Below are 25098 nucleotides of genomic sequence, written 5' to 3'. Positions count from 1 at the left end.
AGGAATCCATGCCTGTCCCTGCACGTCCCCTCGCCCTTGTCCTTCCCCCGCTGGACCGGGACTTGTCGCCCTACACCGGCCTCACCCGTGAGCACTGGTGCGCCTACGCGGACCACCTCCTGCGCTCGGCGCACAGATTCGCCACCGACGACCACGCCAACCTGTTCCTGCCGGGCGCCACCAGCGCCTACGGTCGCCGAAGCGACTCGCTCGAAGCCTTCGCCCGCACATTCCTGCTCGCCTCCTTCCGGATCGCCGGAGACCCGGAGGGCACCCGCTGGCTCGCGGACTGGTACGCGAAAGGGCTCGACGCCGGCACCGACCCCGCCAACCCCGACCGCTGGCCCACGCCGGGCGAACTGGACCAGGCCAAGGTGGAAGCCGCATCGCTGGCCGTTGGACTGGCCCTGACCCGCGACGTCCTCTGGGACACGTTGCCCCGCCGGGTGCAGGAACAACTGATCGCCTGGTTAGAGACGGTGATTGGTGAAACCTACCCACCAATCAACTGGGTGTGGTTCCAGATCGTGGTGGAGATCTTCCTCGCCGGCGTTGGCGGCAGGTCTTCGGATGCCGATATCGACGCCGGCCTGGCCGTCCATGACTCCCTCCACCGCGGCCACGGCTGGTTCGCCGACGGGCCGGAGCGCGCGTACGACCACTACGTGGGCTGGGCCTTCCAGGTGTATCCGCAGTTGCTGCAGCTCATGGCGCCCGGGGATCCCCGGGTGCAGGCGCGGGCGGCGCTGGACGGCGGCCGGCTGGCGGACTTCCTCGACGACGCCATCCACCTGGTGGGGGCGGACGGCGCGCCCCTGGTCCAGGGCCGCAGCCTGATCTACCGCTTTGCGGCGGCAGCCCCGTTCTGGAGCGGCCAGCTGCTGGGCCATACCCGGTTGAGCCCCGGTGTTTCGCGGCGGGCAGCGTCCGGTGTCCTGGCCTATTTCATGGGCCGTGGGGCGACGAACGACGACGGCCTGCTCACCATTGGGTTCCACGGCGAGTTCCCGGGCATGAAGCAGTCCTACTCCGGCGCAGGTTCGCCCTACTGGGCGGCCAAGGGGATGCTGGGCCTGGCCCTTCCGGCGGACCATCCGGCGTGGACCGCCGTCGAGGAGCCGTTGCCGGTGGAGACCGCAGACACCCGGCTGTTCATCCCGGCCCCGGGCTGGCAGGTGGATGGCACGGCAGCGGACGGCGTGGTCCGGGTCCGTAACCATGGAACCGACCACGCCAACCCCGGAACCCGGGTGGCTGATTCACCGCTGTACGCACGCCTGGGTTACTCCACGGCCACCTTCCCGGACCTGGCGTCCGAGTCCCTGGACAACGCGGTGGTGTTCGCCGATGCCGGCGGGCGGCTGACGCACCGCACCGGGTTTGATTTCCTGGGCCAATTCGGCGCCGGCGGGGTGCAGGTGGGCGCCTCCCGTGCGGCCACGCACTGGATCGCGATCGATCCCGACGGCGGTCCGGACCACGGCAGCGGAGCTGCCGGGGTTGCCACGCCCGGTCCGGAAGTGACGGTTGTTTCGGTGACGCGCGGCGCCGTCGAGCTTCGCCTGGTGCGTGTGCGCGGGGCGTCCGGGGCGGCCGCGCGGCTGCGGATCGGCGGGTGGCCGGTCCCCGCCGGGTCCACGCTCAGCAGTGTGGTCCGTCCCGTGGGCTGGGGGCAGGACCTTGACGACGCCGGCACGTGGCAGTCGGAGGCGCCGCACCCGGTGGGGGAGCAGGTGGCCATTCCGTGGGCCGGCACCGCCGGTCCGGCGGCTGACGGAGATTACGCGGCCGTCGTCGGACTCGGCGGGAACGGACTCACCACCGAACTGGACGCCGCCGGCTTCCGCGGGGACGGCCTGTTCGTGTTTGCCGACGGCACTCCCGTGGACCCCGCCGCCGTGTGGGCTCAGCTCCGGCCGTAGGTCCGGCACCTTCCGCACGGGCCCACTGCACCTCAGGACGTTGCGGCGCCCTCGGCCGGATGTGCCGCGGGCGGCGCAGCGGCCTCGTGCGGCGCCGCCTCCGATGGCGCCGTGGCCCCTGCCGCGGCGGGCTTGATGTTCTGGTTCACATGGAAGAAGTTGTCGGGGTCGTACTTCGCCTTCAGGTGGGCAAGCCGCGCATAGTTCGATCCGAGGGTGTCCTCGATCCGGGACTGGTCGTCGGCGTCCTGGAAGTTAAGGTAGCCGCCGGGCTCGGAGAACTCGTGCAGCGCGGACCAATATTCCCGGACCCAGGCAATGTTTCGCTCGTTTTCCGCCGGGTCGGGCCACTGCGCCGCGATGACCGGCGCAAAGTCAACGTCGCGGTACGCGAACGCGGTGGCCTCGGGCGCCACCCTCTGGACCGCCCCGTCGATCGGATAGAAGTGGTTGGCCGAGTGGACGCTGGGAATACCCGGTGCGTACTCGACGGCGGTCCGCAACGCCTCGTCGCTGAGGGTGCGGAGGAAATCAGCCTTCCAGTAACCCTGCAGTCCCGGAACGCCGCTGAGTCCGTCGAACATGACGTTCAGCGCCGGGTACGGCATGGGTGCGAAAAAGCTGCCCAGCACCGTCCCCGCGTCAAGCATCTTCTGCCAGTGTGCCGGTCCCGCGTCAAGATCGCCCGTCCACATGCCGGCAATCACGGCCACCGGCTTCCCGTGCCATTCTTCGGGAAGGAACGGGACCGGCGGTCCCTGGTGGAATCCAAGGAAGGCCCCCATCTCGTCGGGCTCGGCGGCGATCCACTCCCGGTAGGCAGCGCCCACCGCGGCACCGGCCGATGCATCGAAGAACATGATCCCCACATGCACCATGTCCACCGGGTGCAGCCGGAATTCCATCGACGTCACCACGCCGAAGTTGCCGCTTCCGCCCCGCAGCGCCCAAAAGAGGTCCACGTTTTCCGCTTCGCTGGCCGTGACGAAGGTCCCGTCGGCAAGGACCACGTCCGCTGAAGCAAGGTTGTCGCAGCTCAGCCCATACTTCCGGGAGAGGTAGCCGATGCCCCCGCCGAGCGTGAGGCCGGCGACCCCGGTTGAACCGATAATCCCGCCGGTACTGGCCAGCCCGAACGCATGCGCAGCGTGGTTGTAGTCCGCCCACGTGGCGCCGGGCTCCACCCGGGCCAGCCGTGCCGCGGGGTCTACGCGGACGCCGCGGCGGGCCGAGAAATCAAGGACCAGGCCGCCGTCGACCGTCCCAAATCCCGGGGCACTGTGTCCGCCGCCACGCACGGCGACCTCGATCCCGAGGCCCCTGGCGAACCGGACGGCCGCCAGGACGTCCGCCACCTGCGAGACCCGCAGGACTGCTGCCGGACGGCGGCTGATCATGCCGTTGTAGACAAGGCGCGCGGCCTCATACTCGGCGTCCTCCTCTTCGATGACCTGCCCGCGGACCTGTTCGCGGAGCACGTTGAAACGTTCGCTACCCATCACAACTCCAGATATTTGTGTCGAAGACCAGGGGCAGCCGGCTCCATACAGGGCCCAGCGGGGGCCAGCATGATGATTCTTTCGGTATACGCCTGGCCTCTGGCGGGGTCAAGGGAGCGCCGGTGCCATCGGCCCGGTCCGGGCCGCAGGGGCCGTTGGACCCTGTCCTGCCCGCCAACACCCCCTCTACTGTGAAACCGAACACGTCACCGCAGCAACGCTTAAGGGGATCGAATGACCCGGATATCAGTCGTCACCGGCGCCGCCTCCGGCATTGGCAAAGCAACCAAAGAGCTGCTGGAGCAGCGGGGCGGCCGCGTCATTGGCGTGGACATCCACGGCACTGACGTGACCGCCGACCTTTCAACCCCCGCAGGGCGGACAGCCCTGGTGCAGGGAGTCCGGGACCTGGCGGGGCAGGTGGACGCCGTGTACGCGGTGGCCGGCCTGGCCACCCCCACGCCGGCTACCGTGGCGGTGAATTTCTTCGGCACCGTCGCCACCCTTGATGGCCTGCGCCCGCTCCTGGCCGGATCCCCTTCCCCGCGGGCCGTGCTGGTCTCCTCGATGGCCGCCCTGATGCCCAGCGACCCCGACCTCGTTTCCCTGCTCACGGCAGGGGACGAAGCGGCGTCGCTTGCCCGCGCCGAGGTCCTGGCCCGGGAACCGGAAACCACGGGGGGACTCATCTACGCCTCCACCAAGCTGGCGCTCTCACGCTGGGTCCGGCGGCAGGCAGCCACCCCGGAATGGGCCGGCGCAGGCATCCCGCTCAACGCCGTCGCCCCCGGCATCATTGCCACCCCCATGACGGCGGGCCTGATTGACACAGCCGAAGGCCGGGAAGCCCTGCTTGCGATGGTCCCGATGCCGTTGAACGGCATCGCCGAACCGATCGCCGTGGCCCGCCTGCTGGCCTGGCTCGGCGGCGAGGAAAACACCCACCTGTGCGGCCAGGTGGTTTACATCGACGGCGGCAGCGACGCTGTCCTGCGCGGCGACTCCGTCTGGTAACCCCGCAGCCACCCGGGCTGCACGGCCTCCCGGCCTGATCCACGGCGTCGGCGCGGGACAGGCGCCCCGCCCCGGCCGTGGGGCTATGGTGGTGCCTATGCGAAGGTGCGCCGATGGCTGATGGACTGACGACGGGAGCCTTGGAGTGCCTCTACACGGGAACCGTCTGGGCTGAAGGGCCCCTGTGGGTACCCTCGACGCAGACCGTGCGCTGGAGCGACATTCCCAACAACCGCATCCTGGAATTCGACCCCGCCACCGGTGCCGTCCGCGACTACGCGCAGAACGTCGAATTCACCAATGGGCGCACGCTCGACCACGACGGCAGCGTGGTGCAGTGCAGCCACGGCCGCCGCCGGGTGGAACGGGACAGGAACGGCACCGTGACCGGCCTGGTTGATTCCTTCCGGGGCCACAGGCTGAACTCGCCCAACGACGTGGTCATTGCCGGCGACGCGTCCATCTGGTTCACCGACCCGCCCTACGGCATCCTTCCCGGCACCACGGAAGGGCACGAGGGCGAGCAGGAATACGGAGGCTGCTACGTGTTCCGTCTCGATCCGGCGTCCGGAAACCTTGACGCCGTGATCACCGACCTCGTGCACCCCAACGGGCTGGCGTTCTCCCCGGACGAGACTGTCCTGTACGTGGCGGACACCGCGGGGCCGATCCACGGGGTGCCGCTGAGGATCGTGGCCTACGACGTTCGCGATGCCGCCTGCGGGCCCGGCCGCGTCGTGGTGGAACTCCCCGACGGGCAGGCAGCCGACGGACTCCGGGTCGATGTCGAGGGCAGGATCTGGACCTCCGCAGGCCCAGCCGTCAGGATCTACTCCGCATCTTTCGAGTTGCTGGCTTCCATCGACGTCCCGGAGACGGTTTCCAACCTGTGCTTCGGCGGCCCGGACGGCCGGGACCTCTATCTCACCGCGACCACCAGCCTGTACCGGATCCGCACCAGAACCCGCGATGCGGCCAGCCGTAACATTCCATCAACCCACCCCTGAACGTGAGGACATCCATGCAGTACAGAACCCTGGGCCACAGCGGCACTGTCGTGACCAACTACGCGCTCGGAACCATGACGTTCGGCGCGGAAGCCACTGAGGAAGATTCGCACGCCATCCTGGACAGCTACTTCGCCGCGGGCGGAAACTTCATCGACACCGCCGACGTCTACAGTTCGGGCACGTCGGAGGAGATCATTGGCCGCTGGCTGGCCCAGCGTCCCGCGCTGCGGGACACAGCGGTCATCGCCACCAAGGGACGCTTCCCCATGGGAACGGCACCGAACGACGTCGGAACCTCGCGGCGGCGCCTGACGCGCGCCCTGGACGATTCCCTCCGCAGGCTGGGCGTGGACCAGATCGACCTCTACCAGCTGCACGCGTGGGACCCCATCACGCCGCTGGAAGAGACCCTCCGCTTCCTCGACGACGCCGTGGGCCGGGGCAAGATCGCCTACTACGGTTTCTCCAACTTCCTCGGCTGGCAGCTGACCAAGGCCGTCCACACGGCGCGCAACCAGGGCTGGAGCGAGCCCGTGAGCCTGCAGCCCCAGTACAGCCTGCTGGTCCGGGACATCGAATTCGAGATTGTCCCCGCGGCCCTCGACGCGGGGATTGGCCTGCTGCCGTGGTCCCCGTTGGGCGGCGGCTGGTTGTCCGGCAAGTACAAGCGGGACCAGCGTCCGGCCGGCGCAACCCGCCTCGGTGAAAACCCCGAACGCGGCATGGAGGCGTGGAAGGCACGCAATGACAACCCCCGGACCTGGGCGGTCATTGACGCAGTCGAAAACATCGCCGCGGGCCACGGGGTAAGCCCCGCCCAGGTGGCCCTGGCCTGGCTCGCGGACCGGCCGGCCGTGACCTCGGTGATCCTGGGAGCCCGCACCACCGAACAGCTGGCCGACAACATGGCTGCTGCCGACCTGCGGCTCAGCAGTGAAGAAGTCAGCAGGCTCACCGAGGCCAGCCTGCCGCAGACGGGGGTCTACCCGTACGGGCCGATGGCGCAGGAGCAGCGCAGCCGCAAAATGGAGGGCGGCCGCTAGGAACGGCGGCGGTGCGTGGGCCTTTACGCCGGGTGCTTCAGCACATCGGGCAGTTGGTCCACGTACACCGTCTGCGGCGGGTCGTAGTAGATCACCAGCACTTCCTCGCCCACCGCGAAGCCGCTTGATTTGTCATACGGGTAGGCATGGAACGCCATGATGCCGCCCAGGTACGGCAGCATGACCTCCCCGATGGTTCCCGGCCCGATGCGGCCGGTCACCCGCCCAATCTTTCCCGTCAGGCTCCGGTCCACCTCTTTGTGCATCGGCTGTCCCTACGCGCCCGGAGCCTTGGGCGCACGCTTATCCTCGCCGCCCTTCCGAAGCGCTGACGAGAGGGCCGGCAGATAGTCACCCACCTGGGCCAGGATCCCGCCCAGCATCTTGTTGACCCCATCGCCGCCGTTCAGGACCGTCATCTGCCCCACGTGGGAGAAGGGCTCGGCCGCTGCGGCGATGATCGCGGGCATGTTTTCGGCGAGCTGCTGCGAAATCACGGCGTCCTGGTTGGTTCCCAAAGCCTCGGCCCGGGCCTTGATGCCGTCCGCCTCTGCAAGGGCCTTGGCCTTGATTGCCGAGGCTGCCGCGTCGCCCTTGGCCTTGGTGGCTGCGGCCTCGGCCTCACCGGTGACTTTGGTGGCGCCGGCGGCAGCAGCTGCGGCGTTGGCGTTGGCCTGCGCCTGAAGTTCCGTTCGGCGGGCATTGGCCGTGGCCTCAAGCTCGGTGCGCCGGGCCAGGGCCTCTGCGGCGGAGATGTCGGCGGCCTTTTGGCCCTCCGCGTCGGTGCGCTTGGCGTACGCTTTCGCATCGGCAGGCTTCCGGATGGTGGTCTGCAGCTTCTGCTCTTCCCGGTCCGCCTCCAGCTTGGCAACTTCGGTCTCCTGAACCACCACCTGCTGCCGGGCCGTGGCCTCCGCCAGCGGGCCGGCCTGCGCAGCGTTGGCTTTGGCGCGTTCGGCGTTCGCCTGCGCCACTGACTGCCTGATCGCCGAGACGCTCTGCGCGTCGGCAATCAGCGCGGCAGCCTCCGCCTCCTTTTCGGCCGCCTCGCGGTTGCGGGTGGCCTCGGCAATGCGGGCCTCCATCTTCACCTGCGCGATGTGCGGCTTGGCGATGTTCTGGATGTACCCGGTGGGGTCCTGCAGGTCCTTGATCTGCAGCGAATCCACCACGAGGCCCAGCTTCTCCATTTCCACGCCGCTGGCGCTGCGGACCTGCGAACCCAGCTTGTCGCGCTCGCGGATGATTTCCTCCATGGTCATGCTGCCAATAATGGACCGCAGGTGCCCTTCAAAAACGTTATAGACCTGGCTTTCCATTTTTGGTTGCTGGCCCAGGAAACGTCGGGCCGCATTGGCAATAAAAGGCGGAGCATCGCCGATTTTGTAAATGACAACCCCTTCCACGATCACTTGGATGCCTTGGGAAGTAACGCAGGACACTTTGAGCTCAGTCTCATTCAGCGTGAGCGAGAGGGTCCGCACCGTCTGGAGTCCGGGCAGCACCAGGGCGCCCTTGCCGGTGACGATCTTGAAGTCCATTCCGGCCCGGGTTTCGAGGGTTCCGCGGGTCAGCCCGGAAATGATCAGGGCTTCGTTGGGTTCGGCCACCTTCCACATCAGTTTTGTTGCCGTCCAAATGAATCCGATGGCGACGAGCACCGCCAGAATGGTGGCAATAAGCGGGAAGAATGCGGTGAAATCCGGCATGACCAGGTCCTTTCGATGCCGCGGAACAGGCATCACGGTAAAGCCCCAATAAATGCAGCCGTCGGGAATTCCGCCGTAGAAATAAACCTCGCCGTCGGCGCGCCCGGCCAGCTGTTGTAGACAGTCTGGTTGGGCCCCGCCCAAGAGTCCAGAGCTGGGCTGATATTTGCCTGCGGCAACAGAAAACGGGCGGCCCGCGGGGGAGTCGGCGGCTGTCCGGTCTTGGCCGGCGAGCCTCACCGTCCGGCGGCGGCAGCGAACGCGTCCACGACGGGCCACAGTACCTCGGGGTGCCGGATATCGCTGTGGGCGCCGGCGAACGGGTTCTGGTCCTGGGAAATCACCGCATTGGCGTCAAGGCAGTAGAACCCGCCCGCGCTGAATCCGTAGGACTCACCCGGCCGGCGCATGGGGACCGTCGTTGCGCCGGCCTGCTGGTAGCCGTCATGGCCCATCCCCTCCCAGCGGTACATGAAGTCGTGGACGTCCTCGTTGTCCTGGCGCTGGAGGAAGCTTGCCGTCGGATACCAGGTCCCCACCGCGCGGTCGGCTTTGCTGAAGGTGGCGATGAACGGCCCGTCCACCCGGCCGGCACAGGATGCCAGGAGGCCCGACCGTGCGGGATCGGTGGGGAGCGGGGACGCGAAACTGAAGTGTGAGAAGGCTCCTTGGATGAGGTAGAGCAGCTTGACGGGGCTAGCAGGGCCAACAGCGGAGGCCGGCAGCCCGGCGAGCGCGTTGGCCACCAGCCGGGCCCCGAAGCTGTGCCCCATCAGGTAGATGCGCGGTTGGCCGCCGGGTCCTGCGAGGGAACCGAGGTACGGGCCCAGTCCCTGGCTGCCGATGACGCCGGCACGGTTCTTCATTTCGTAGTAACTGAACGCGCGCAGCACCTCACGGGCGCCTTTCCACAGCATGCCGAAGGGGTTCCCGATGTCCTGCGCACTCGACTGCGACGGGGCGGCGAGCGCGGCGGCGTGGGTCAGGAGGGGCGCTGTGGTGGCTGCCAACGCTGCCTGCAGGTTCGAGTCCTCGGATTCGGGCGGCGGCACGGGGGAGCTGACCAGCCGCAGCGCAAGGTGGTGGAAGCGTTCGAGGTCCTGCGGATCTTCCGGTTGCCGGTCCAGCAGGTCTCCGATCGCGCCGAGGTCCTGCTCGTTCCGGGGGAACGCCGGGGCCAGGTGCGCCGCCAGTGCCGCCCCCGTGGACGGGGCTGCCGGCGCGGCGGTTGCCTGGTCCTCGGGAAAGAGCAGGGACGGCCAGATGATTCCGACGGCGGCGCAGCCTTCCGCCTGTTGTCCCAGCTGGTCGGACAGATTGCCGAACATCCACTGGTAGAGGCTGCGCGCGGACTGGACATCGCTGTTCCAGCCGTGGGAGAAGACGAAGAGGTCACGGATGCCGCCGTCCGCAACGGCGGCGGCCAGGGAAGCACCGTCTGCCGGGTTTCCAGGGTCTGGTTTGCCATCGGCGGCGAAGGCCAGCTCGTAGTAGTCGAGGTCCCCGATGCGACCGGTCATGGCTGCTCCTGGCTGGTGGGTGGTTAGATCGAGTTCAGGACCCGCATCAGGTCCACCAGGCCGCTGCCTTGGAAGAACGGGTGCCGGCCCAGCGAGCTTGCATTTTGCATGAACAGGTCTTTGACCACCTCAGGCTTGCCGATGAATTCCGGCCGTGCCGAGAGGAACGCGGCGATGGCTCCTGAAACGTGCGGGGCAGCCATCGAGGTTCCGCTGTCCTCGACGTAGCAGGGCATGGGCGCGGTCGCGTCCTTGAAGCCCGGGACCTGGCTGCGGGTCTTTCCGGCTGCTGCTGACGTGATGCGCTCGCCGGGGGCTACAAGATCCGGCTTCAGGCGCCCGTCAAGGGTGGGCCCCTTGGAGGAGGTATAGGACACCCCGAAGACGTGCGGCTGGTCCCGGTGCGTTGAGCCGACCGTGATGGCCTTGGCTGCGTTTCCCGGGTCGGTGATGGTGGAGAGCCGGCCGTAGAAGTCGCCGTTATCGTCCCGGGCGTCGCCACCGTTGCCTGCGCTGACCACCACCACGACGCCGGAGCCCACCAGCAGGTCGATCTCCCGGCACAGGGGGCTTTGGCCGGCTGCGAAATCACCGGGGTACCAATCGCAGCCGAGCGAAAGGTTGACGCCGTGGATCACCATGTTGCGGCCGTAGGAGTTGACCGCCCTGACGTAGTTCAGTGCGGCGATCACGGCGCTGGACAGCGTGTGCTCCTGGTTGTTGAGGACCTTCAGGCTCACCAGAAGGGCCTCGGAAGCCAGGCCGGCCAGAGACCGGCCGGGGTCCAGTTCCCGCGGTGTCCATTCAGGCAGCCCGTCCGGGGTGGAGCGGCTCATCATGATGACTGCCGCCGGGGGAGCGGAGCCGGCGATGATCCCTGCCACGTGTGTCCCGTGTCCGACGTCGTCCACCAGGGCAGGTGCCGGGTCCTGCGGGACCAGGTCCTTGGCTGAGCGGACGGCTCCTGCGTCCTGGGGAGCCGAGCCGTCGGCATCCGGGCCGGAGACCAGAGCCGTGAAGTCGCGGTGGAGATCCGCCACCCGCGGGTCATGCAGGTTGTCCGCCTTTCCCGCGTGGACAGGAAGGAAATGCGGGTGCGTGCCGTCGATGCCCGAGTCGATGACGGCCCATACACATCCGCGGCCCGAGGCCCCGAATGTGCGCAGGGCGGCATCGGCCTGCACGGTGGCGGCCGACCTGTCGATGTGCGGACGCACAATGTAGTCGGGCCACACACGGTAGATGGTGCGCTCCGCAACCCCGTGTGCCGCATCTGCGGCCAGGAGGTCGGTGAGCTCGTCGGGCCGGAGCCGGCACTGGAGGTACAGGGTTGAGACCTGCAGCGGCGGGGCAGGCGGATCCGCAACCGATGAAAAGGTGTCGTTGAAGAGCGTGGCGAACCGGGCCCCCGCGGATGTGGCCAGCGTCCCGTGCCCCACCTGCAGTTCCACCAGGACGGCCTGCCGCTGGTTGACGTCGGTGTGGACCAGAAGGTCGTGTCCGCGCTGCTCTGAATTGTTGCGGGGCCTCAGCAGTGAGCTCACCAAACGCGTCATGCCATTCTCCGGTCTCACTGAGGTGCTGCCACCAATTATGGGCAGCGGCCCCGGCATGTCAATACGGCGCGGGCCGCCCTACCATGAGGTGTGGGCTCGAAAAACCGCATCGTGAGGCGGGCGGCGCTCGCGGTGGCACTCTCCGTCTCCGGCTGCACCTACACGGACGACCCCCTTCCGCCCGGTACCTTTCCCCCTGCTTTGGAGCCTATGGTGCAGCAGATCCAGCTGTTCCTGAACCAAGGCGCCGTCTCGGCCGTTGTCCAGGTCCGGTGGCCGGGCGGCGAATGGTCACAGGCCTTTGGCGTGCGCGACCTCGACTCCCTGGACCCGGCGCAGCCCACGGACAGGGTGGAGATAGCAGGCGTCACCCAAGCGATGACCGCCGTCGCGGTGCTTCGGCTCGTCGATGACCATCTCATCGGCCTTGATGACCCTGTTATCGACGCCGTCCCTGAACTCGCGGGCCTGCTGCGGCCGCCCGGACCGCTCACTGTGCGCCAGTTGCTGAGTCACACTTCCGGGATGCCGGACGCCGCCACGGCACTGCCCCATGACGTGGACTTCCGCCCGGCACTGTCGCGGGCCCTGGACCTCGAGCAGCAGGTGCAGGCCGCCGGGACGCTGCCTTGGCGGGCCTCCGACGTCGGACTGTTCACATACTCCACCACCGACTACGTGGTCCTGGGCCTCGTGGTGGAAGCCTTGCGCCATAAGCCATTCGCGCAGGTCATGCTGGAACAGGTGTTCTCCCCGTTGGGGCTGAAGGACAGCACCCTGGACCGGCCGGACGCGCGGGCACCAAACATCCTCCATGGCTACGTCACCCTTCACGGCGAGCGTATCGACACCACCGACGACGCGTCCGTCGCCGGCTCCCCGGCATCCGGTGTGGTGTCAACGGTGGCGGACCTGAACCTTTTTATGGCCGCACTCCTCCAGGGCCGGGCCGTTTCCCCGTCCTCGCTGCGGGAGATGAAGACCAGCCCCGGCTTTGGCCGCTTCGGGCTGGGATTGTGGCGCTTCGCGGATCAGTGTTCACCGGCCATGCGGCAGGAAGGCAAGGGCTCGTTCCGGGACTTCCAGTCCGTTGCCGTCAGCAGCGACGACGGGCGCTACCAAGCCGCAATGACGGTCACGGCGCCGCCCATGCCCGGCGAGGTTGAAGACCCCGCCAGCACCGGCCGCCGGGACCTCCTCAACGGCCAGATCGAGTCCACCCTCAACGAGGCGCTGGACAGGCTCTGCCAGCCTGCCCGCTGAGCACAAACGCGCCGGTCAGCCGCGCCTAAGGCCGCACCCGGGGCCTGTCCGGATGGTCCCCGCGGATCTACACTGAAGCATCCCGCGACACGTTGCGGCCGGGGAAAGCTGGCGTGGGAACAGAGGATCAACTACATAGCTGGAAGGGCGGACCATGGGCAACGCGTCGCAGGGAGCTAACCGGGCAGTTTCGGAAGCGGCATCGGCCAGCCGCAGCCCGGCGTTACGCATTCTGGCCCGTGCCGGCTTCGTGTTCATCGGCCTGGTCCACGTGTTGATCGGCGTGATCGCCCTGCAGCTGGACCGGGGCCAGGGCGGGGAAGCGGACCAGTCAGGGGCGATCGGATCCCTTGCCTCAAAACCCGGCGGCGGAATCCTCCTGTGGGCAGGGGCGGTTGCCTGCGCGGCCCTCGCTCTGTGGATGGTCGGCGAAGCCGTGTTCGGTGCGCGTACCGAAAGTGATTCGAAGAAGAAGCTGAAAGAGGCAGGATCCGCTGCGGGAAAGGCCGTGGTGTTCGGTTTCCTGGCCTTCACGTTCGCCGTGTTCGCGACGGGCGGTTCCAAGAGTTCCAGCCAGTCGGCCAGTGACTTCACGGCCAAGCTCATGGCTGCGCCCGCTGGAGTGGTGCTGCTGGTCGTTGTCGGCTTGGCGATCGTTGCCGCCGGCGTTTACTACGCGTACCGGGGCTTCACCCGAAAGTTCATGGAAGACCTGCAGGATCCCGGAAACGCCCGCACCGCTGTCGAGTGGCTCGGCACCGTGGGCTACATCGCCAAAGGAGTGGTCCTCGCCGTCGTTGGTGTCCTGATTATCGTGGCGGCTGCGACCGCCGATCCGTCCAAGTCTTCGGGACTGGATGGCGGCCTGAAGGCACTGGGTTCACAGCCCTACGGCGTGTTCCTGCTCGGGGCCATCGCCGCCGGCCTCATCTGCTACGGCGTGTACTCCATGGCGCGGGCCCGGTACGGCAAGTTCTAGGGAGCGGTCTTGTCAGCCGATGGGCCACCACTCCGGAAGCAGTTGCCACAGGTCCGCCAGGAATTCCTCCGCCGGCCGGGGCTGATCCTCCAGGAGGCGTGACTCCAGTGCCCCCACCACGCCGTAGGCAATGAACCGCGCCACCATGGGCGGCGGGACGTCGCGGCCACCCGGTGCCGGAACGGCGATGGCCCGGCGTTCGATCAGCAGGCGGACCGAACCCTCGAAATGGGCGCCGAGCATGCCGTGCAACCCCGCAGTTCCCGGCTCGGCGGCCAGGCCGTGGCGGTAGATCCGGCGGTGGGCATCCACGTGGCGGACCACCCCGGCGGTTACGGCTGCGACGGCGTGGCCAATGTCGCCGCCGGACACGGAGAGGTGCTCGTCCCGCAGGGCATCCAGTTCGGCGGAGAGGACCTGCCGCAGCAAGGCGGCGGGGGATGCCGCGTGCTGGTAGAACGTCGACCTGTTGACCCCCGCGGCAGCGGCGACCTGCGCGGCCCCCAGTGTCCCGGCGTCGTGGTCCGCTGCCAGTTCCAGGATGGCGGCGGCGAGCCTGGCATGGCTCCTGGCCGCGCGGGGATCGCGGGCAGCCGGTACCTCCGTGCCCTGATCCGATCCTTTTGTCATGCCGGTCACACTCCCTGGTGATCTTGGCCGCCGGCGGTGGATATACCGCCCCCGCGGGCGTAGCGTTCTAACTATCCAACATTTGTTGGATAGTTCGATCGGGCCACTGTACCTTCGGCTCACGGTTGAAAGGAAGCACCACCATTCCCATGTCTCGGCGGGGCCGCCCTGAGGATGTGGCGGCGGCATCCTGCCCGCCGCCAGCGACGACGCCGCGTTCATGACCGGGTCCGAACTCGTGCTCGACGGCGGCTACACCGCCCGCTGAAGCAGAAACCCACAACAATGCAACAGAAAGAAGAGGGCAGCAGCATGCGCGCCATAGTGTTCAACGAATGGAAGCAGTTTCCCGAGCTTCAGGAAGTGGCCCGGCCCGTTCCCGGGCCCGGCGAAGTCCTGCTCAAGGTGGCCGGCGCGGGTGCCTGCCACTCGGATGTGAGCATCTTCGAGGATTTCACGGCTGAGGTGCCCGGAAACATGTCGACAGGCTTCATCCTGGGCCACGAGAACTCCGGGTGGGTTGAAGAGCTCGGCCCCGGCGTCGACGGCATCAACGTCGGCGACGCCTACCTGGTGTACGGGCCCATCGGCTGCGGGCACTGCAAGGCATGCTCCCGCGGCCAGGACACCTACTGCGAGAGTGCGGCGACCAACCCCTACCTGGGTATCGGACTTGGACGGGACGGCGGCATGGCCGAATACGTCACCGTCCCGGTGCGCAACCTCATTCCGCTCGGTGCGGCGGATCCGATTGCCGCGGCACCGCTGGCCGACGCCGCCCTGACGCCCTACCACGCCATCAAGACTGCCCTTCCGCACCTGAACGGCGGAGGCCGCTTCGCGCTGGTGGTGGGACTCGGCGGGCTGGGACAGATCGCAGTCCAGATCCTCACGGCACTCACGGGCGCCACCATCATTGCCACCGACATGAAGCCGGAGGCCATGGCCAAGGCTGAAGCGGCAGGGGCCGTCACCGTGCCCGGCGGTCCGGACCAGGTGGCCAAAATCCGTGAGCTTACCGGCGGCCGGGGCGTGGACGCGGCCTTCGACTTCGTGGGCGTCACCCCCACCATCGCCACCGCCACCGGGTCCATGGCCCAGGGCGGACGGCTGACCGTGGTGGGCATCGCCGGCGGAGTCCACGAATGGACGTTCTTCAACACGCCCTACGAATCCACCATCACCAACACGTACTGGGGCACCATCGAGGAGCTCCACGAGGTGGTGGACATGTACCGGGCGGGCCAGATCGTACCGGAGATCGAGACCTTCTCCCTTGACGACGGCCTGGACGCCTACCGCCGGCTGGCGGAGGGGAAGCTGAGCGCCCGGGCGGTGGTTGTCCCGCACCAGGGCTGACCACCCGGGGCCGGTCCCGGGCGGCCACTCCAGGCCTGCCGGACGGGTCCGGCCGCCCGGCAGGCAACCGATGCAGAAGGTGTGAATTGGCTGTGGAGTTGCTGTGCGATCTGTCGCATTGGCCCCGCCGGCACTACAGTATCCTCACTGAATGCCTACGATGGGACACGGACAAACGACAATAACGTGGCGGCCGGCGACTTAGCCGCCGCCGGATTCCAGGCAGGAGGCGGCACCCATGCAACACACCGTGCCGCTGCGCGGGCACCCCGCCAGGCTCGTTGCTGCCGGCACGTTCGGCGTCCTGCTGGCCGTTACGTCAGGCAGCGCGGCGCAAACCCAGCCGCCGGCCACGGGGGAGGCCCCGGTCCGGGTGGTAGTGGTGGGGGACTCGCTCAGCACCGGCCACGGCACCTCGCCGCAGGAAGCCTGGCCGGCCCTGATGCGCAACGACCCCGTAGGCGCCGGCCTGGAAGTGGTCAACGCAGCAGAAGACGGCAGTGGATACGTCAGCCCCGGCGATTTTGACGGCACGTTTGGCACCCAGGTTGAGGAGCTCGTCAACGCCAAAACGGGGATTGTGGTGTTTTTCGGCTCGGAAAACGACCTCGGCTACGCGTCCGATGAAATTGGCGACGCCGCGCTGGCGGCGATGGACCGGGCCGAGACGCTCGCCCCGGAAGCGAAAATCATTGTGGTGGGACCGCCGTCGTACTCCCCGGACCCGGACCCCGGGCTCCTGGAGATCAGCAGCCAGCTCAAGGCCGCCACGGCCCGGGCCGGAGGCGAATTCGTGGACCCCATCGCCGAGGGCTGGATCAGCGGCGACTTCGATGACTTGATCGGCCCCGACGGCGACCACCCCACCGTGGCCGGACAGCACTACCTTCTGGAACACATCGGCGCCTACCTTGAGCAGGCGGCGCCGGCTGCCGCGGCGGCCGTGCAAGGACGCCCCGAACCCCAGTGATACGCCGGCTCCTGCGGGCGGCCGGCATGTCGGTCCAGGAATCTGGAGGAATCTATCGATTACCTTCAGGGCGGGGATTACGGTAGAGGAGTGACTGACCGCCCCGAAATCTACACCGTTGGTGAACTCCGAGCAGCGGGCCATGTCCTCAAGGACCTGAGGCACGAAATCCGCGACAATCTCCTCGCCGCCCTGGCAGCAGGTCGTGACCCGTGGCCTGGCCTCTATGGGTTCAGCCGGACCGTCCTGCCCCAGCTTGAGCGAGCCCTGATCGCCGGCCATGACCTCGTGCTGCTGGGAGAACGCGGACAGGGCAAAACCCGCCTGCTCCGCACCTTGGCCGGGTTGCTGGACGAATGGTCTCCGGTGATTGAGGACTCGGAACTGAACGAACACCCCTATCAGCCGATCACCGAACAGTCCCTGGCCCGCGTCCGGGCCGAGGGGGACCGGTTGAGGATCGGCTGGCGGCACCGTTCCGAACGGTACGTCGAGAAGCTCGCAACGCCGGACACGTCCGTGGCGGACCTCGTCGGCGACGTCGACCCCATGCGCGTGGCCGAGGGCCGAAGGCTCGGGGATCCGGAGACCATCCACTACGGGCTTATTCCGCGCTCCAACCGCGGCATCATCGCCATCAACGAGCTCCCGGACCTGGCCGAACGCATCCAGGTGTCCATGCTGAACGTGATGGAGGAACGTGACATCCAGATCCGCGGATACGTACTGCGGCTACCCCTCGACGTGCTTGTTGTGGCCTCCGCCAACCCGGAGGACTACACCAACCGCGGCCGGATCATCACCCCGCTGAAGGACCGCTTCGGTGCCGAGATCAGGACCCACTACCCGATCGAACTCGAGGACGAGGTCTCCGTCATCCGGCAGGAGGGCCGGCTGGTGGCTGACGTCCCGCCCTTCATCCTGGAGATCCTTGCCCGCTACACCCGGGCGCTGCGCGAGTCCCCGGCCATCAACCAGACCTCCGGAGTTTCGGCCAGGTTCGCGATCGCCGGTGCCGAAACCGTGGCCGCTGCGGCGCTCCGCCGGGCCCGGCTCCGCGGGGAGGACCACGCCGTGGCCCGGATCATCGACCTCGAACCTGCCGTGGAAGTCCTGACCGGCAAGATCGAGTTCGAATCGGGTGAGGAAGGCCGCGAACAAGGCATCCTCGACCACCTCCTCCGCACCGCCACCGCAGAGGCCGTCAGGGCCCACTTCCAAGGCCTCGATATGGGACCGCTCGTATCGGCCTTGGACGGCCACCGAACCGTCACCACCGGGGAGCAAGTCACGGCACAGGAGTTCCTCGCTAACCTCCCGTCCCTCAACGGCTCCGGCCTCTACGACGAAATCGGTCGCCGCCTGGGTGCGACGAACGACGGACAGCGGGCTGCCGCCGTCGAACTGGCCTTGGAAGGGCTCTACCTGGGCCGGCGGATCTCCAAGGAGTCCGACGACGAGGAAACCATCTACGGCTAGGCGCAGGAGGCAGCATGGCCATCCACAAAAGGTCCGCCAGGTACGGCCGGTACACCGGCGGCCCGGACCCCCTGGCTCCGCCGGTGGACCTGGCGGAAGTGCTCGACGCCGTCGCCGACGACGTGATGGCAGGCTATTCGCCGCGGCATGCCCTGCAGGAGTTCCTGCGGCGTGGTGGACGGAACCGCGAAGGCCTGGACGACCTTGCCCGCCGCGTGCAGGAGCGGCGGCGGGACCTGCTCAGCAGGCACCGGCTGGACGGCACGCTGGAGGAAGTCAGGAAGCTCCTGGATACCGCCGTGCTGGAGGAACGCAAGCAGTTGGCCCGGGACGTCATGATGGACAACACCGAACGCGACTTCCGCGAGATGCAGCTCCAGAACCTGCCGGCCTCCACCGCCGCAGCAGTCAACGAGCTCGCCTCCTACGACTGGCAGTCCGGAACCGCCAAGGAAGCGTACGACCGGATCAAGGACCTGCTGGGTCGGGAGGTCCTGGAACAGCGGTTTGCCGGAATGAAACAGGCGCTGGAGAGCGCCACCGATGAGGACCGCGAGGCCGTCAATGCCATGCTCCGGGACCTCAACGGGCTGCTGGCGAAGCACCGCCGCGGCGAAGACACCGAGGCCGATTTCCAGGAGTTCATGGCCAAGCACGGCCAGTTCTTCCCGGAAGACCCGCAATCAGTGGAAGAGCTCGTGGATGCCCTGGCGCAACGTGCCGCCGCCGCCCAGCGGCTCCTGCAGTCCATGTCCGCCGAACAGCGCGCGGAATTGATGCAGTTGTCCGCCCAGGCATTCGGCTCGCCGGAACTGATGGCCCAGCTCAGCGAGCTCGATGCCTCCTTGCAGGCACTGCGCCCAGGGGAGGACTGGAGCGGCTCGGAACGGTTCGAGGGGCAGGAAGGACTCGGCCTGGGCGACGGAACCGGCGTCCTGCAGGACATCGCGGAACTTGATGAGCTCTCCGAACAGCTGTCCCAGTCCTACAACGGATCCCGGCTCGATGACCTTGACCTCGACGCGCTGGCCCGTCAACTTGGTGAGGGTGCGGCCGTCAGCGCCCGCACTCTTGCCGAAATCGAGCGGGCCATGCAGGAGGGCGGCTACCTGCGCCGCGGCGCCGACGGCGACCTCCGGCTCTCGCCGCAGGCCATGCGCCGGCTCGGCAGGTCGCTGCTGCGCGACACCGCCAAACAGCTGTCCGGGCGGCAGGGAAACAGGGATACCCGGACGGCAGGGGCCGCCGGTGAACAGTCCGGCTCCAGCCGCCAGTGGGAGTTCGGCGACGCCGAGCCGTGGGACGTGACGCGCACCTTGACCAACGCCATCCGCCGCACCATGGCCGACGGCGGCGATCCGGCGCGCGGACTGCGCCTCGCCGTCGGGGACATCGAGGTAACCGAAACCGAGGCCCGGACCCAGGCCGCCGTCGCGTTGCTGGTGGACGTCTCCTTTTCCATGGCCGCGGAGGGGCGGTGGGTCCCGATGAAGCGCACGGCGCTGGCCCTGCACCACTTGGTGTCCACCCGGTTCCGCGGTGACCGGCTGCAGCTGGTGACCTTCGGCCGTTACGCCCAGTCCATGGACATTGCGGAACTGACGGCCCTGCCGGCCCTGCGGGAACAGGGCACCAACCTCCACCACGGGCTGCTGCTGGCCGGCCGCTTCTTCCGCCGGCACCCCTCCATGCAGCCGGTGCTCCTGGTGGTGACGGACGGGGAACCGACCGCCCACCTGTTGCCGGACGGAGACTCCTGGTTCAACTGGCCGCCGGACGCGGAAACCATCCGGGCCACCGTTGCCGAGCTGGACCGGTTGGGAAGGGCGGGGACGCAGACCACGTTTTTCCGGCTTGGGAACGATCCCGGGCTGGAGCGCTTCATCCAGCGCCTGGCACGCCGGGTGGACGGCCGCGTGGTGGCTCCTGACGTCGGCGACCTGGGCGCAGCCGTGGTGGGGGAATACCTCCGGGCGCACGTCCGCAGCGCCTACGCCGACGGCGACTGGTTCTGACCGGGCCGGGCGCTCCGCAGCGTCCCGGCCCGGGCTGCGGCTTCCGTTCAGGCGGCCCGCTCAGGCTGCCGCGTCGATGCCGGCGGCTTCCCTCCTGACGGCTTCGGCAGCGTTGAGGCGCTCCCGCTGGGGGACCACCACATACTTGGGGTCGCGCGTCGACGCTTTTCCGGCCTCGAAGACACCGAACCGCAGCATGGCCGACCCCGCAGCCACGGCGAGGCCACCCACGACGCTGACGGTGCGCGACCGGTGACCGCCGAGGGCCAGCCCCACGGCGCCGCCGATGCTGAAGGCCTTGGACAGGCGCATCAACGTACCGCCCCGGCCCTCCCGCAGTGTCTCCGTGCTCAGGTGGCCGCTGCGTTCCATCCGCAGGCTCGCCACCGTTTCCAGCAGCGCACCCGCCACTGCCATGCGCCGCGCAGGACCGGCCTCCGGGACGGGCGCCAGGGCGGCTGCGATGCCGCCGCCGGCAGCGGCGGCCGAACCGGCAAACACGAACGGCAGGATTTCGTGGGCGTCATGCCAGGTGGGAACCGCGGTGTCGGCCAGCAGCACCGCCGTGTACGTGGCCACCGCGGAACCGCTGACAGCTGCGCCGAGGCCGCAGGCCCGCCCGGCCGCCGGGAACAGTCCCGTGATGTTGGCGGCCGCACTCGCGCCGGCGAGCGGGCCGTACACGGAAAGGATCCACGAACCCATACTCATGGGCGAGGTGGGTTTGGCCACTCGCAGCATGTTGAGGAACCGTTCCGGCCGGCCCAGGTCATGCACCAGCGCCGCTGCGGACACCGAGATCGCGGTCAGCGCCGTGAGCTTGGCGCGGCGTTCCAGTGCGGGCCGCCTCGTGTACTGCGCGCCGGCCGCCAGCATGGAGGAGGCCGCAGCCACGCCGCCGGCAAAAATGTACCCCGCGATGTCCGCCGCCTCCCAGGTGGGTTCCTTGAGGATGGGCCGGCCATAGTATGAGGTGAATTTCTCACGCTCCCGGCGGCGGCTCACTTCCTGGCTCCCCAGAAGACGACGGCGGCCCCCGCCAGGAGCCCGGCAGCAGCACCCGCGGCCCGCCGCCACATGGCAGGCAGGTCCCTGGTGGTCACTACCGGATCCGGCGGCAGCCCGTAGGTTTCGGGTTCATCCAGCAGCAGGAAGAAGGCCCCGTCACCGCCCACCCCGCCGTCGGGATCCCTGCCGTAGAGCCTGGCCTCATCCACACCCCGCTCGTGGAGCTCCGCGACCCGGGCGTCGGCCCGTTCCCGGAGCTCACCAAGCTCACCGTACTGGATGGACTGGGTGGGGCATGCCTTGGCGCAGGCCGGCTCTTCGCCGACACCAAGGCGGTCGTAGCACATGGTGCACTTGAAGGCGCGGCCGTCGTCGGGCCGCTGGTCGATCACGCCGTACGGACACGCCGAAACGCAGTACCCGCAGCCATTGCAAATGTCCTGCTGGACCACCACTGTGCCATGCTCGGTACGGAACAACGCCCCGGTGGGGCACACATCCAGGCAGGCGGCGTTGGTGCAATGCTTGCAGACATCCGAGGACATCAGCCACTTGATGCCCTCGGTTCCGCCAGCCGCCGGAGCCGGAACCTTCTTCTCGATGAAGGCCACGTGCCGCCAGGTGTCCGCGCTGAGCCGGGAAGTGTTGTCAAAGGACTCACCGGTGAGTTGTAACGGCCTCTCCGCCGGCAGCGAGTTCCACTCCTTGCAGGCCACCTCACAGGCCTTGCAGCCGATACAGAGGCTGGTGTCCGTGAAGAAGCCCTTGCGTGCTTCAACGGGTACTCCGATGGCGGGCATTCCCAACTGCGTGACGCTCATGCCTTGATTCCTTCCTGGCCGGTGTGCTCATCAATGCCTGCCCGCTGACGGTATTCCGCCACCAGGGATGGCAAGGCCGGCCCTTGCGGCCTCCGCCCGGGACGGATGTCCACTGTCAATGCCTTGACCTCCTGGATGTGGACGTTCGGGTCCATGGCGATGGAGGAGAGCTCGTTCATCGCATCGCCGCGGCTGAGTCCGTTGGGGCCCCAGTGGTAGGGCATCCCGATCTGGTGCACGGTGCGGCCCTGCACGGTGAGCGGTTTCATCCGGCCGGTCACCAGGACCCTGGCCTCGATGGCTCCGCGGGCCGAGACCAGGGTGGCCCAGCCGTTGTTGGTGAGCCCCCGCTCGGCCGCCAGTTCCGGTGACACTTCGCAGAACGACTCCGGCTGCAGCTCGGCAAGGTAGGGCAGCCAACGGGTCATGGCTCCGGCGGTGAAGTGCTCCGTGAGACGGTAGGTGGTCAGCACGAACGGGTACACCTCCGCCCCCGGCTCGCGGCCACTGGGTTGGTACCGGTTGCCGTCATGTTTGAGGAGCTTCCGGACCGGGTTCCGGTTCTGCCCGTAGAGGGCATTGTCGAAGGGGGATTCCTGCGGCTCATAGTGTGTGGGGAGCGGCCCGTCGGTCAGGCCGGCGGGGGTGAAGAGCCAGCCTTTTCCGTCGGACTGCATGATGAACGGGTCGATGCCGGAGAGGGCGTCGGTGCCCGTGGCGTCCTCGGCGGGACGGTAGGTCGGTGGTTTGGTGGGCTCGCAGTCGGGGACGTCGTCGCCGGTCCATGTCCCGGCGTCCGCGTCCCACCAGATGAGCTTTTTCCGCTCGCTCCACGGCCGTCCCTCCGGATCGGCGGAGGCCCGGTTGTACAGTTCCCTCCGGTTGGCCGGCCATGCCCAGCCCCACTCGCGGCTGGAAATATCCTGCTCGGTGTGGGGTTTCCGCCGGGCCGCCTGGTTGACGCCGTCGGCGCGGCAGCCGCAGTAGATCCAGCAGCCGCATGAGGTGGAGCCGTCGTCCTTGAGTTGGGTGTAGGCGGAGAGCGGGATGCCGTCGGCACCGCGGCCGTTGATCTCGGCGAAAACGGCGTCTGCGTCCGGTTCATCCTGGGTGCCGACGGTGGGGTAGTCCCACGTCAGGTCCAGGATGGGACGGTCGACGTCGTCGCGCGAGTCCGCGAGCAGCTTCCGGATGCGGTTGCCAAGGTGCCAGATGAACCAGAGGTCGCTGCGGCGCTCGGCGCCAGGCTCCACGGCCTGCTCGCGCCACTGGACAAGGCGGTTGGTGTTGGTGAAGCTGCCGGCCTTTTCCGTGTGGGCTGCGGCCGGAAAGAAGAAGACTTCCGTGCCGATGTCCTCCGTGCGCATCTGGCCGGTGGCGATTTCCGGGCCGTCCTTCCACCAGGTGGCGCTTTCGATCAGGGAGAAATCGCGGACCACGAGCCAGTCGAGGTTGGCCATCCCGGCACGTTGCAGGTGGGTGTTGGCGGATCCGACGGCGGGGTTCTCGCCCATGAGGAAGTAACCCTTGCAGATTCCTTCCAGCTGCGCCATAACGGTGTCATAGGTGCTGTGGCTGCCGGTGATCCGGGGAAGGTAGTCGAAGCAGTAGTCGTTGCTTGCCGTGGCGGCGTCCCCCCACCAGGCCTTGAGCAGGCTCACGGTGTAGGCGGACATGTTGGCCCAGAAGCCCTGCTTGGCGGAGTCCGCCTCGACGTAGCCGGCCAGGTCCAGGTGCTGCTTGGCGTGCGGCATGGGCAGGTAGCCGGGCAGCAGGTCGAAGAGGGTGGGGATGTCGCTGGAGCCCTGGATGCTGGCATGCCCGCGGAGGGCCATTATCCCGCCACCGGGGCGGCCGATGTTGCCCAGCAGGAGCTGCAAAACCGATGCGGCCCGGATGTACTGCGTCCCCGTGGTGTGCTGCGTCCAGCCCACGGCGTAGGCGAAGGCCGTGGTCCGGTCCCGGCCCGAGTTGCTGGTGAGCGCCTCGGCCACCTCCTCGAACAAGGCCTGCGGTACCCCGCACACCTCTTCCACCATCTCCGGGGTGTACCTCGAGTAGTGCCGGCGCAGGACCTGGAACACGCAGCGCGGATCCTGCAAGGTCTCGTCGCGGTGCCACTTCCCGGCCACACCGGGCCCGCCGGAACCATGGGACTGGGCATGCGAGGATTCACCCAGCCTGCTGCCGTCCTGCTCGTCCGCGTCCCGTTCACCGGAGGACGCAGCCGCGAAGCCTCCCTCGTACTGCCAGCTTTCGGTTTCATAAGAGGAATCGTCCGGGTTGAATCCGGAGAAGAGGCCGTCGAGGTCTTCGGTATCGCGAAAATCCTTGCTGAGCATGGTAGCGGCGTTGGTGTAGTTGACGACGTAGTCGTGGAAGTACGCATCGTGGCCAATGACCCAGTTGACCAGGCCGCCCAGGAAGGCGATGTCCGTCCCGGCGCGGATTGGAACAAACGTATCGGCCATGGCGCTGGTGCGGGAGAACCGGGGATCCACGTGGATGATTTTTGCCCCGCGTTCCTTCGCTTCCATGACCCATTGGAATCCGACGGGGTGTGCTTCGGCGAAGTTTGATCCCTGGATCAGGATGCAGTCGGCGCGTTGGAGGTCCTGCAGATAGGTCGTGGAGCCGCCCCGGCCGAAGCTCGTGCCAAGGCCGGCCACCGTGGAGCTGTGGCAGACCCGCGCCTGGTTCTCCACCTGGACGATCCCCAGGGAGGTGAACAGCTTCTTGATCAGGTAGTTTTCTTCGTTGTCCAGGGTGGCGCCGCCCAAGCTGGCGATTCCCATGCTGCGGCGGGTGCGGAGGCCCCCGGATTCCCATTCCCAGGTCTTCCGGCGGGTGTCCACCACGCGTTGGGCCACCATGTCCATGGCTGTTTCAAGGTCGAGCCGCTCCCAGTCAGTACCGTGGGGCCGGCGGTAGAGAACGTACTTTTCGCGGGAATCACCGGTGGTCAGCTGCAGCGAGGCCGAGCCTTTGGGGCACAACCGTCCCCGGCTGATCGGGGAGTCCGGGTCGCCCTCGATCTGGATGACCGTCCCGTCTTTGACGTAGACCCGCTGGGCGCATCCCACAGCGCAGTAGGGGCACACCGAAGGGACCACGTGGTCTGCGGTGGCGGTCCGGGGCGTGAGGTTTTCGGTGGCGGGTGATTTCACGGCATGATGCCTGCCCGTGGGATCGTTCTCGAGCAGTTGGCGCAGCACTGGCCATTGCAGCGGATTCACCATGGGGCACCCCTTTGGTCGTCGAATCGACATGCCTGTGGCGCGGGTCACATGCACGTGGGGAA

The 25098-nt window shown here is 67.9% G+C and carries 19 protein-coding genes; 10 read left to right on the top strand and 9 right to left on the bottom strand.

The genetic code is table 11. The features are described 5' to 3' along the window. The first annotated feature begins 8 nt into the window (after window positions 1–8). A complete protein-coding gene (locus AC4EEO_RS09835) occupies window positions 9–1922 on the top strand; it encodes a DUF2264 domain-containing protein (protein WP_491340349.1) in 1914 nt (637 codons plus the stop codon). Between the two features lie 32 nt (window positions 1923–1954). Here the strand turns inward: AC4EEO_RS09835 and AC4EEO_RS09830 are convergent, their stop codons facing one another. Next, window positions 1955–3421 (bottom strand): FAD-binding oxidoreductase, encoded by a 1467-nt coding sequence (locus AC4EEO_RS09830; protein WP_491340348.1) that lies wholly within the window; start codon window positions 3419–3421, stop codon window positions 1955–1957. Window positions 3422–3655: 234 nt separating this feature from the next. Between AC4EEO_RS09830 and AC4EEO_RS09825 the strand changes: the two genes are divergently transcribed. From AC4EEO_RS09825 to AC4EEO_RS09815, 3 genes are all read left to right on the top strand, one after another. After that, window positions 3656–4435 (top strand): SDR family oxidoreductase, encoded by a 780-nt coding sequence (locus AC4EEO_RS09825; protein ID WP_018761197.1) that lies wholly within the window; start codon window positions 3656–3658, stop codon window positions 4433–4435. Window positions 4436–4548: 113 nt separating this feature from the next. After that, window positions 4549–5442 carry an SMP-30/gluconolactonase/LRE family protein gene (locus AC4EEO_RS09820; RefSeq protein WP_491340347.1) on the top strand — a complete coding sequence of 298 codons (894 nt, stop codon included), beginning with the start codon at window positions 4549–4551 and terminating at the stop codon, window positions 5440–5442. A gap of 14 nt (window positions 5443–5456) precedes the next feature. Beyond that, the gene (locus AC4EEO_RS09815) at window positions 5457–6488 is read left to right on the top strand and encodes an aldo/keto reductase (RefSeq protein ID WP_491340346.1); all 1032 of its coding nucleotides are present in this window, start codon (window positions 5457–5459) and stop codon (window positions 6486–6488) included. A gap of 23 nt (window positions 6489–6511) precedes the next feature. Here AC4EEO_RS09815 and AC4EEO_RS09810 read toward each other — a convergent pair whose 3' ends face one another. The 4 genes from AC4EEO_RS09810 to AC4EEO_RS09795 form a co-directional block, all read right to left on the bottom strand. Further along, the gene (locus AC4EEO_RS09810; RefSeq protein ID WP_109044663.1) at window positions 6512–6754 is read right to left on the bottom strand and encodes an NfeD C-terminal domain-containing protein; all 243 of its coding nucleotides are present in this window, start codon (window positions 6752–6754) and stop codon (window positions 6512–6514) included. A 9-nt stretch (window positions 6755–6763) separates the two neighbouring features. Further along, window positions 6764–8197: a flotillin family protein gene (locus tag AC4EEO_RS09805; protein WP_491340345.1), complete on the bottom strand. Its 1434-nt coding sequence runs from the start codon at window positions 8195–8197 to the stop codon at window positions 6764–6766. Window positions 8198–8433: 236 nt separating this feature from the next. After that, window positions 8434–9717: a serine/threonine protein kinase gene (locus AC4EEO_RS09800; RefSeq protein WP_491340344.1), complete on the bottom strand. Its 1284-nt coding sequence runs from the start codon at window positions 9715–9717 to the stop codon at window positions 8434–8436. Window positions 9718–9740: 23 nt separating this feature from the next. Further along, window positions 9741–11273: a S8 family serine peptidase gene (locus AC4EEO_RS09795; RefSeq protein WP_133831495.1), complete on the bottom strand. Its 1533-nt coding sequence runs from the start codon at window positions 11271–11273 to the stop codon at window positions 9741–9743. A 90-nt stretch (window positions 11274–11363) separates the two neighbouring features. On the opposite strand from AC4EEO_RS09795, the gene AC4EEO_RS09790 reads away from it, so the two are divergent. After that, window positions 11364–12536 (top strand): serine hydrolase domain-containing protein, encoded by a 1173-nt coding sequence (locus tag AC4EEO_RS09790; protein WP_133831496.1) that lies wholly within the window; start codon window positions 11364–11366, stop codon window positions 12534–12536. A 154-nt stretch (window positions 12537–12690) separates the two neighbouring features. After that, window positions 12691–13515: a DUF1206 domain-containing protein gene (locus AC4EEO_RS09785; RefSeq protein ID WP_491340343.1), complete on the top strand. Its 825-nt coding sequence runs from the start codon at window positions 12691–12693 to the stop codon at window positions 13513–13515. 12 nt (window positions 13516–13527) lie between these two features. Here AC4EEO_RS09785 and AC4EEO_RS09780 read toward each other — a convergent pair whose 3' ends face one another. Continuing rightward, on the bottom strand, window positions 13528–14145 hold the full coding sequence (locus AC4EEO_RS09780) for a TetR family transcriptional regulator (protein ID WP_491340342.1): 618 nt from the start codon (window positions 14143–14145) through the stop codon (window positions 13528–13530). Window positions 14146–14457: 312 nt separating this feature from the next. On the opposite strand from AC4EEO_RS09780, the gene AC4EEO_RS09775 reads away from it, so the two are divergent. The 4 genes from AC4EEO_RS09775 (at window position 14458) to AC4EEO_RS09760 (ending at window position 19968) form a co-directional block, all read left to right on the top strand. Next, window positions 14458–15504: an NAD(P)-dependent alcohol dehydrogenase gene (locus tag AC4EEO_RS09775; RefSeq protein ID WP_491340415.1), complete on the top strand. Its 1047-nt coding sequence runs from the start codon at window positions 14458–14460 to the stop codon at window positions 15502–15504. 238 nt (window positions 15505–15742) lie between these two features. Further along, window positions 15743–16474, top strand: a complete 732-nt coding sequence (locus tag AC4EEO_RS09770) for an SGNH/GDSL hydrolase family protein (protein ID WP_109044657.1) — start codon at window positions 15743–15745, stop codon at window positions 16472–16474. 90 nt (window positions 16475–16564) lie between these two features. Beyond that, window positions 16565–17953 (top strand): sigma 54-interacting transcriptional regulator, encoded by a 1389-nt coding sequence (locus AC4EEO_RS09765; protein WP_109044656.1) that lies wholly within the window; start codon window positions 16565–16567, stop codon window positions 17951–17953. A 14-nt stretch (window positions 17954–17967) separates the two neighbouring features. After that, window positions 17968–19968: a vWA domain-containing protein gene (locus tag AC4EEO_RS09760; RefSeq protein WP_491340341.1), complete on the top strand. Its 2001-nt coding sequence runs from the start codon at window positions 17968–17970 to the stop codon at window positions 19966–19968. 60 nt (window positions 19969–20028) lie between these two features. On the opposite strand, the gene nrfD is transcribed toward AC4EEO_RS09760, so the two are convergent. The 3 genes from nrfD to fdh are packed head-to-tail and all read right to left on the bottom strand — an operon-like array spanning window position 20029 to window position 25036. Beyond that, window positions 20029–20973: an NrfD/PsrC family molybdoenzyme membrane anchor subunit gene (gene nrfD / locus AC4EEO_RS09755; protein WP_491340340.1), complete on the bottom strand. Its 945-nt coding sequence runs from the start codon at window positions 20971–20973 to the stop codon at window positions 20029–20031. Continuing rightward, window positions 20970–21797 (bottom strand): 4Fe-4S dicluster domain-containing protein, encoded by an 828-nt coding sequence (locus tag AC4EEO_RS09750; protein ID WP_491340339.1) that lies wholly within the window; start codon window positions 21795–21797, stop codon window positions 20970–20972. Before AC4EEO_RS09750 ends, nrfD begins: the two co-directional genes overlap by 4 nt. Continuing rightward, window positions 21794–25036 carry a formate dehydrogenase gene (fdh, locus tag AC4EEO_RS09745; RefSeq protein WP_491340338.1) on the bottom strand — a complete coding sequence of 1081 codons (3243 nt, stop codon included), beginning with the start codon at window positions 25034–25036 and terminating at the stop codon, window positions 21794–21796. Before fdh ends, AC4EEO_RS09750 begins: the two co-directional genes overlap by 4 nt. Window positions 25037–25098 lie beyond the last annotated feature (62 nt).

This window comes from Pseudarthrobacter sp. MOO13, assembly GCF_058267655.1.
This window is presented reverse-complemented; position numbering and strand designations above follow the sequence as displayed.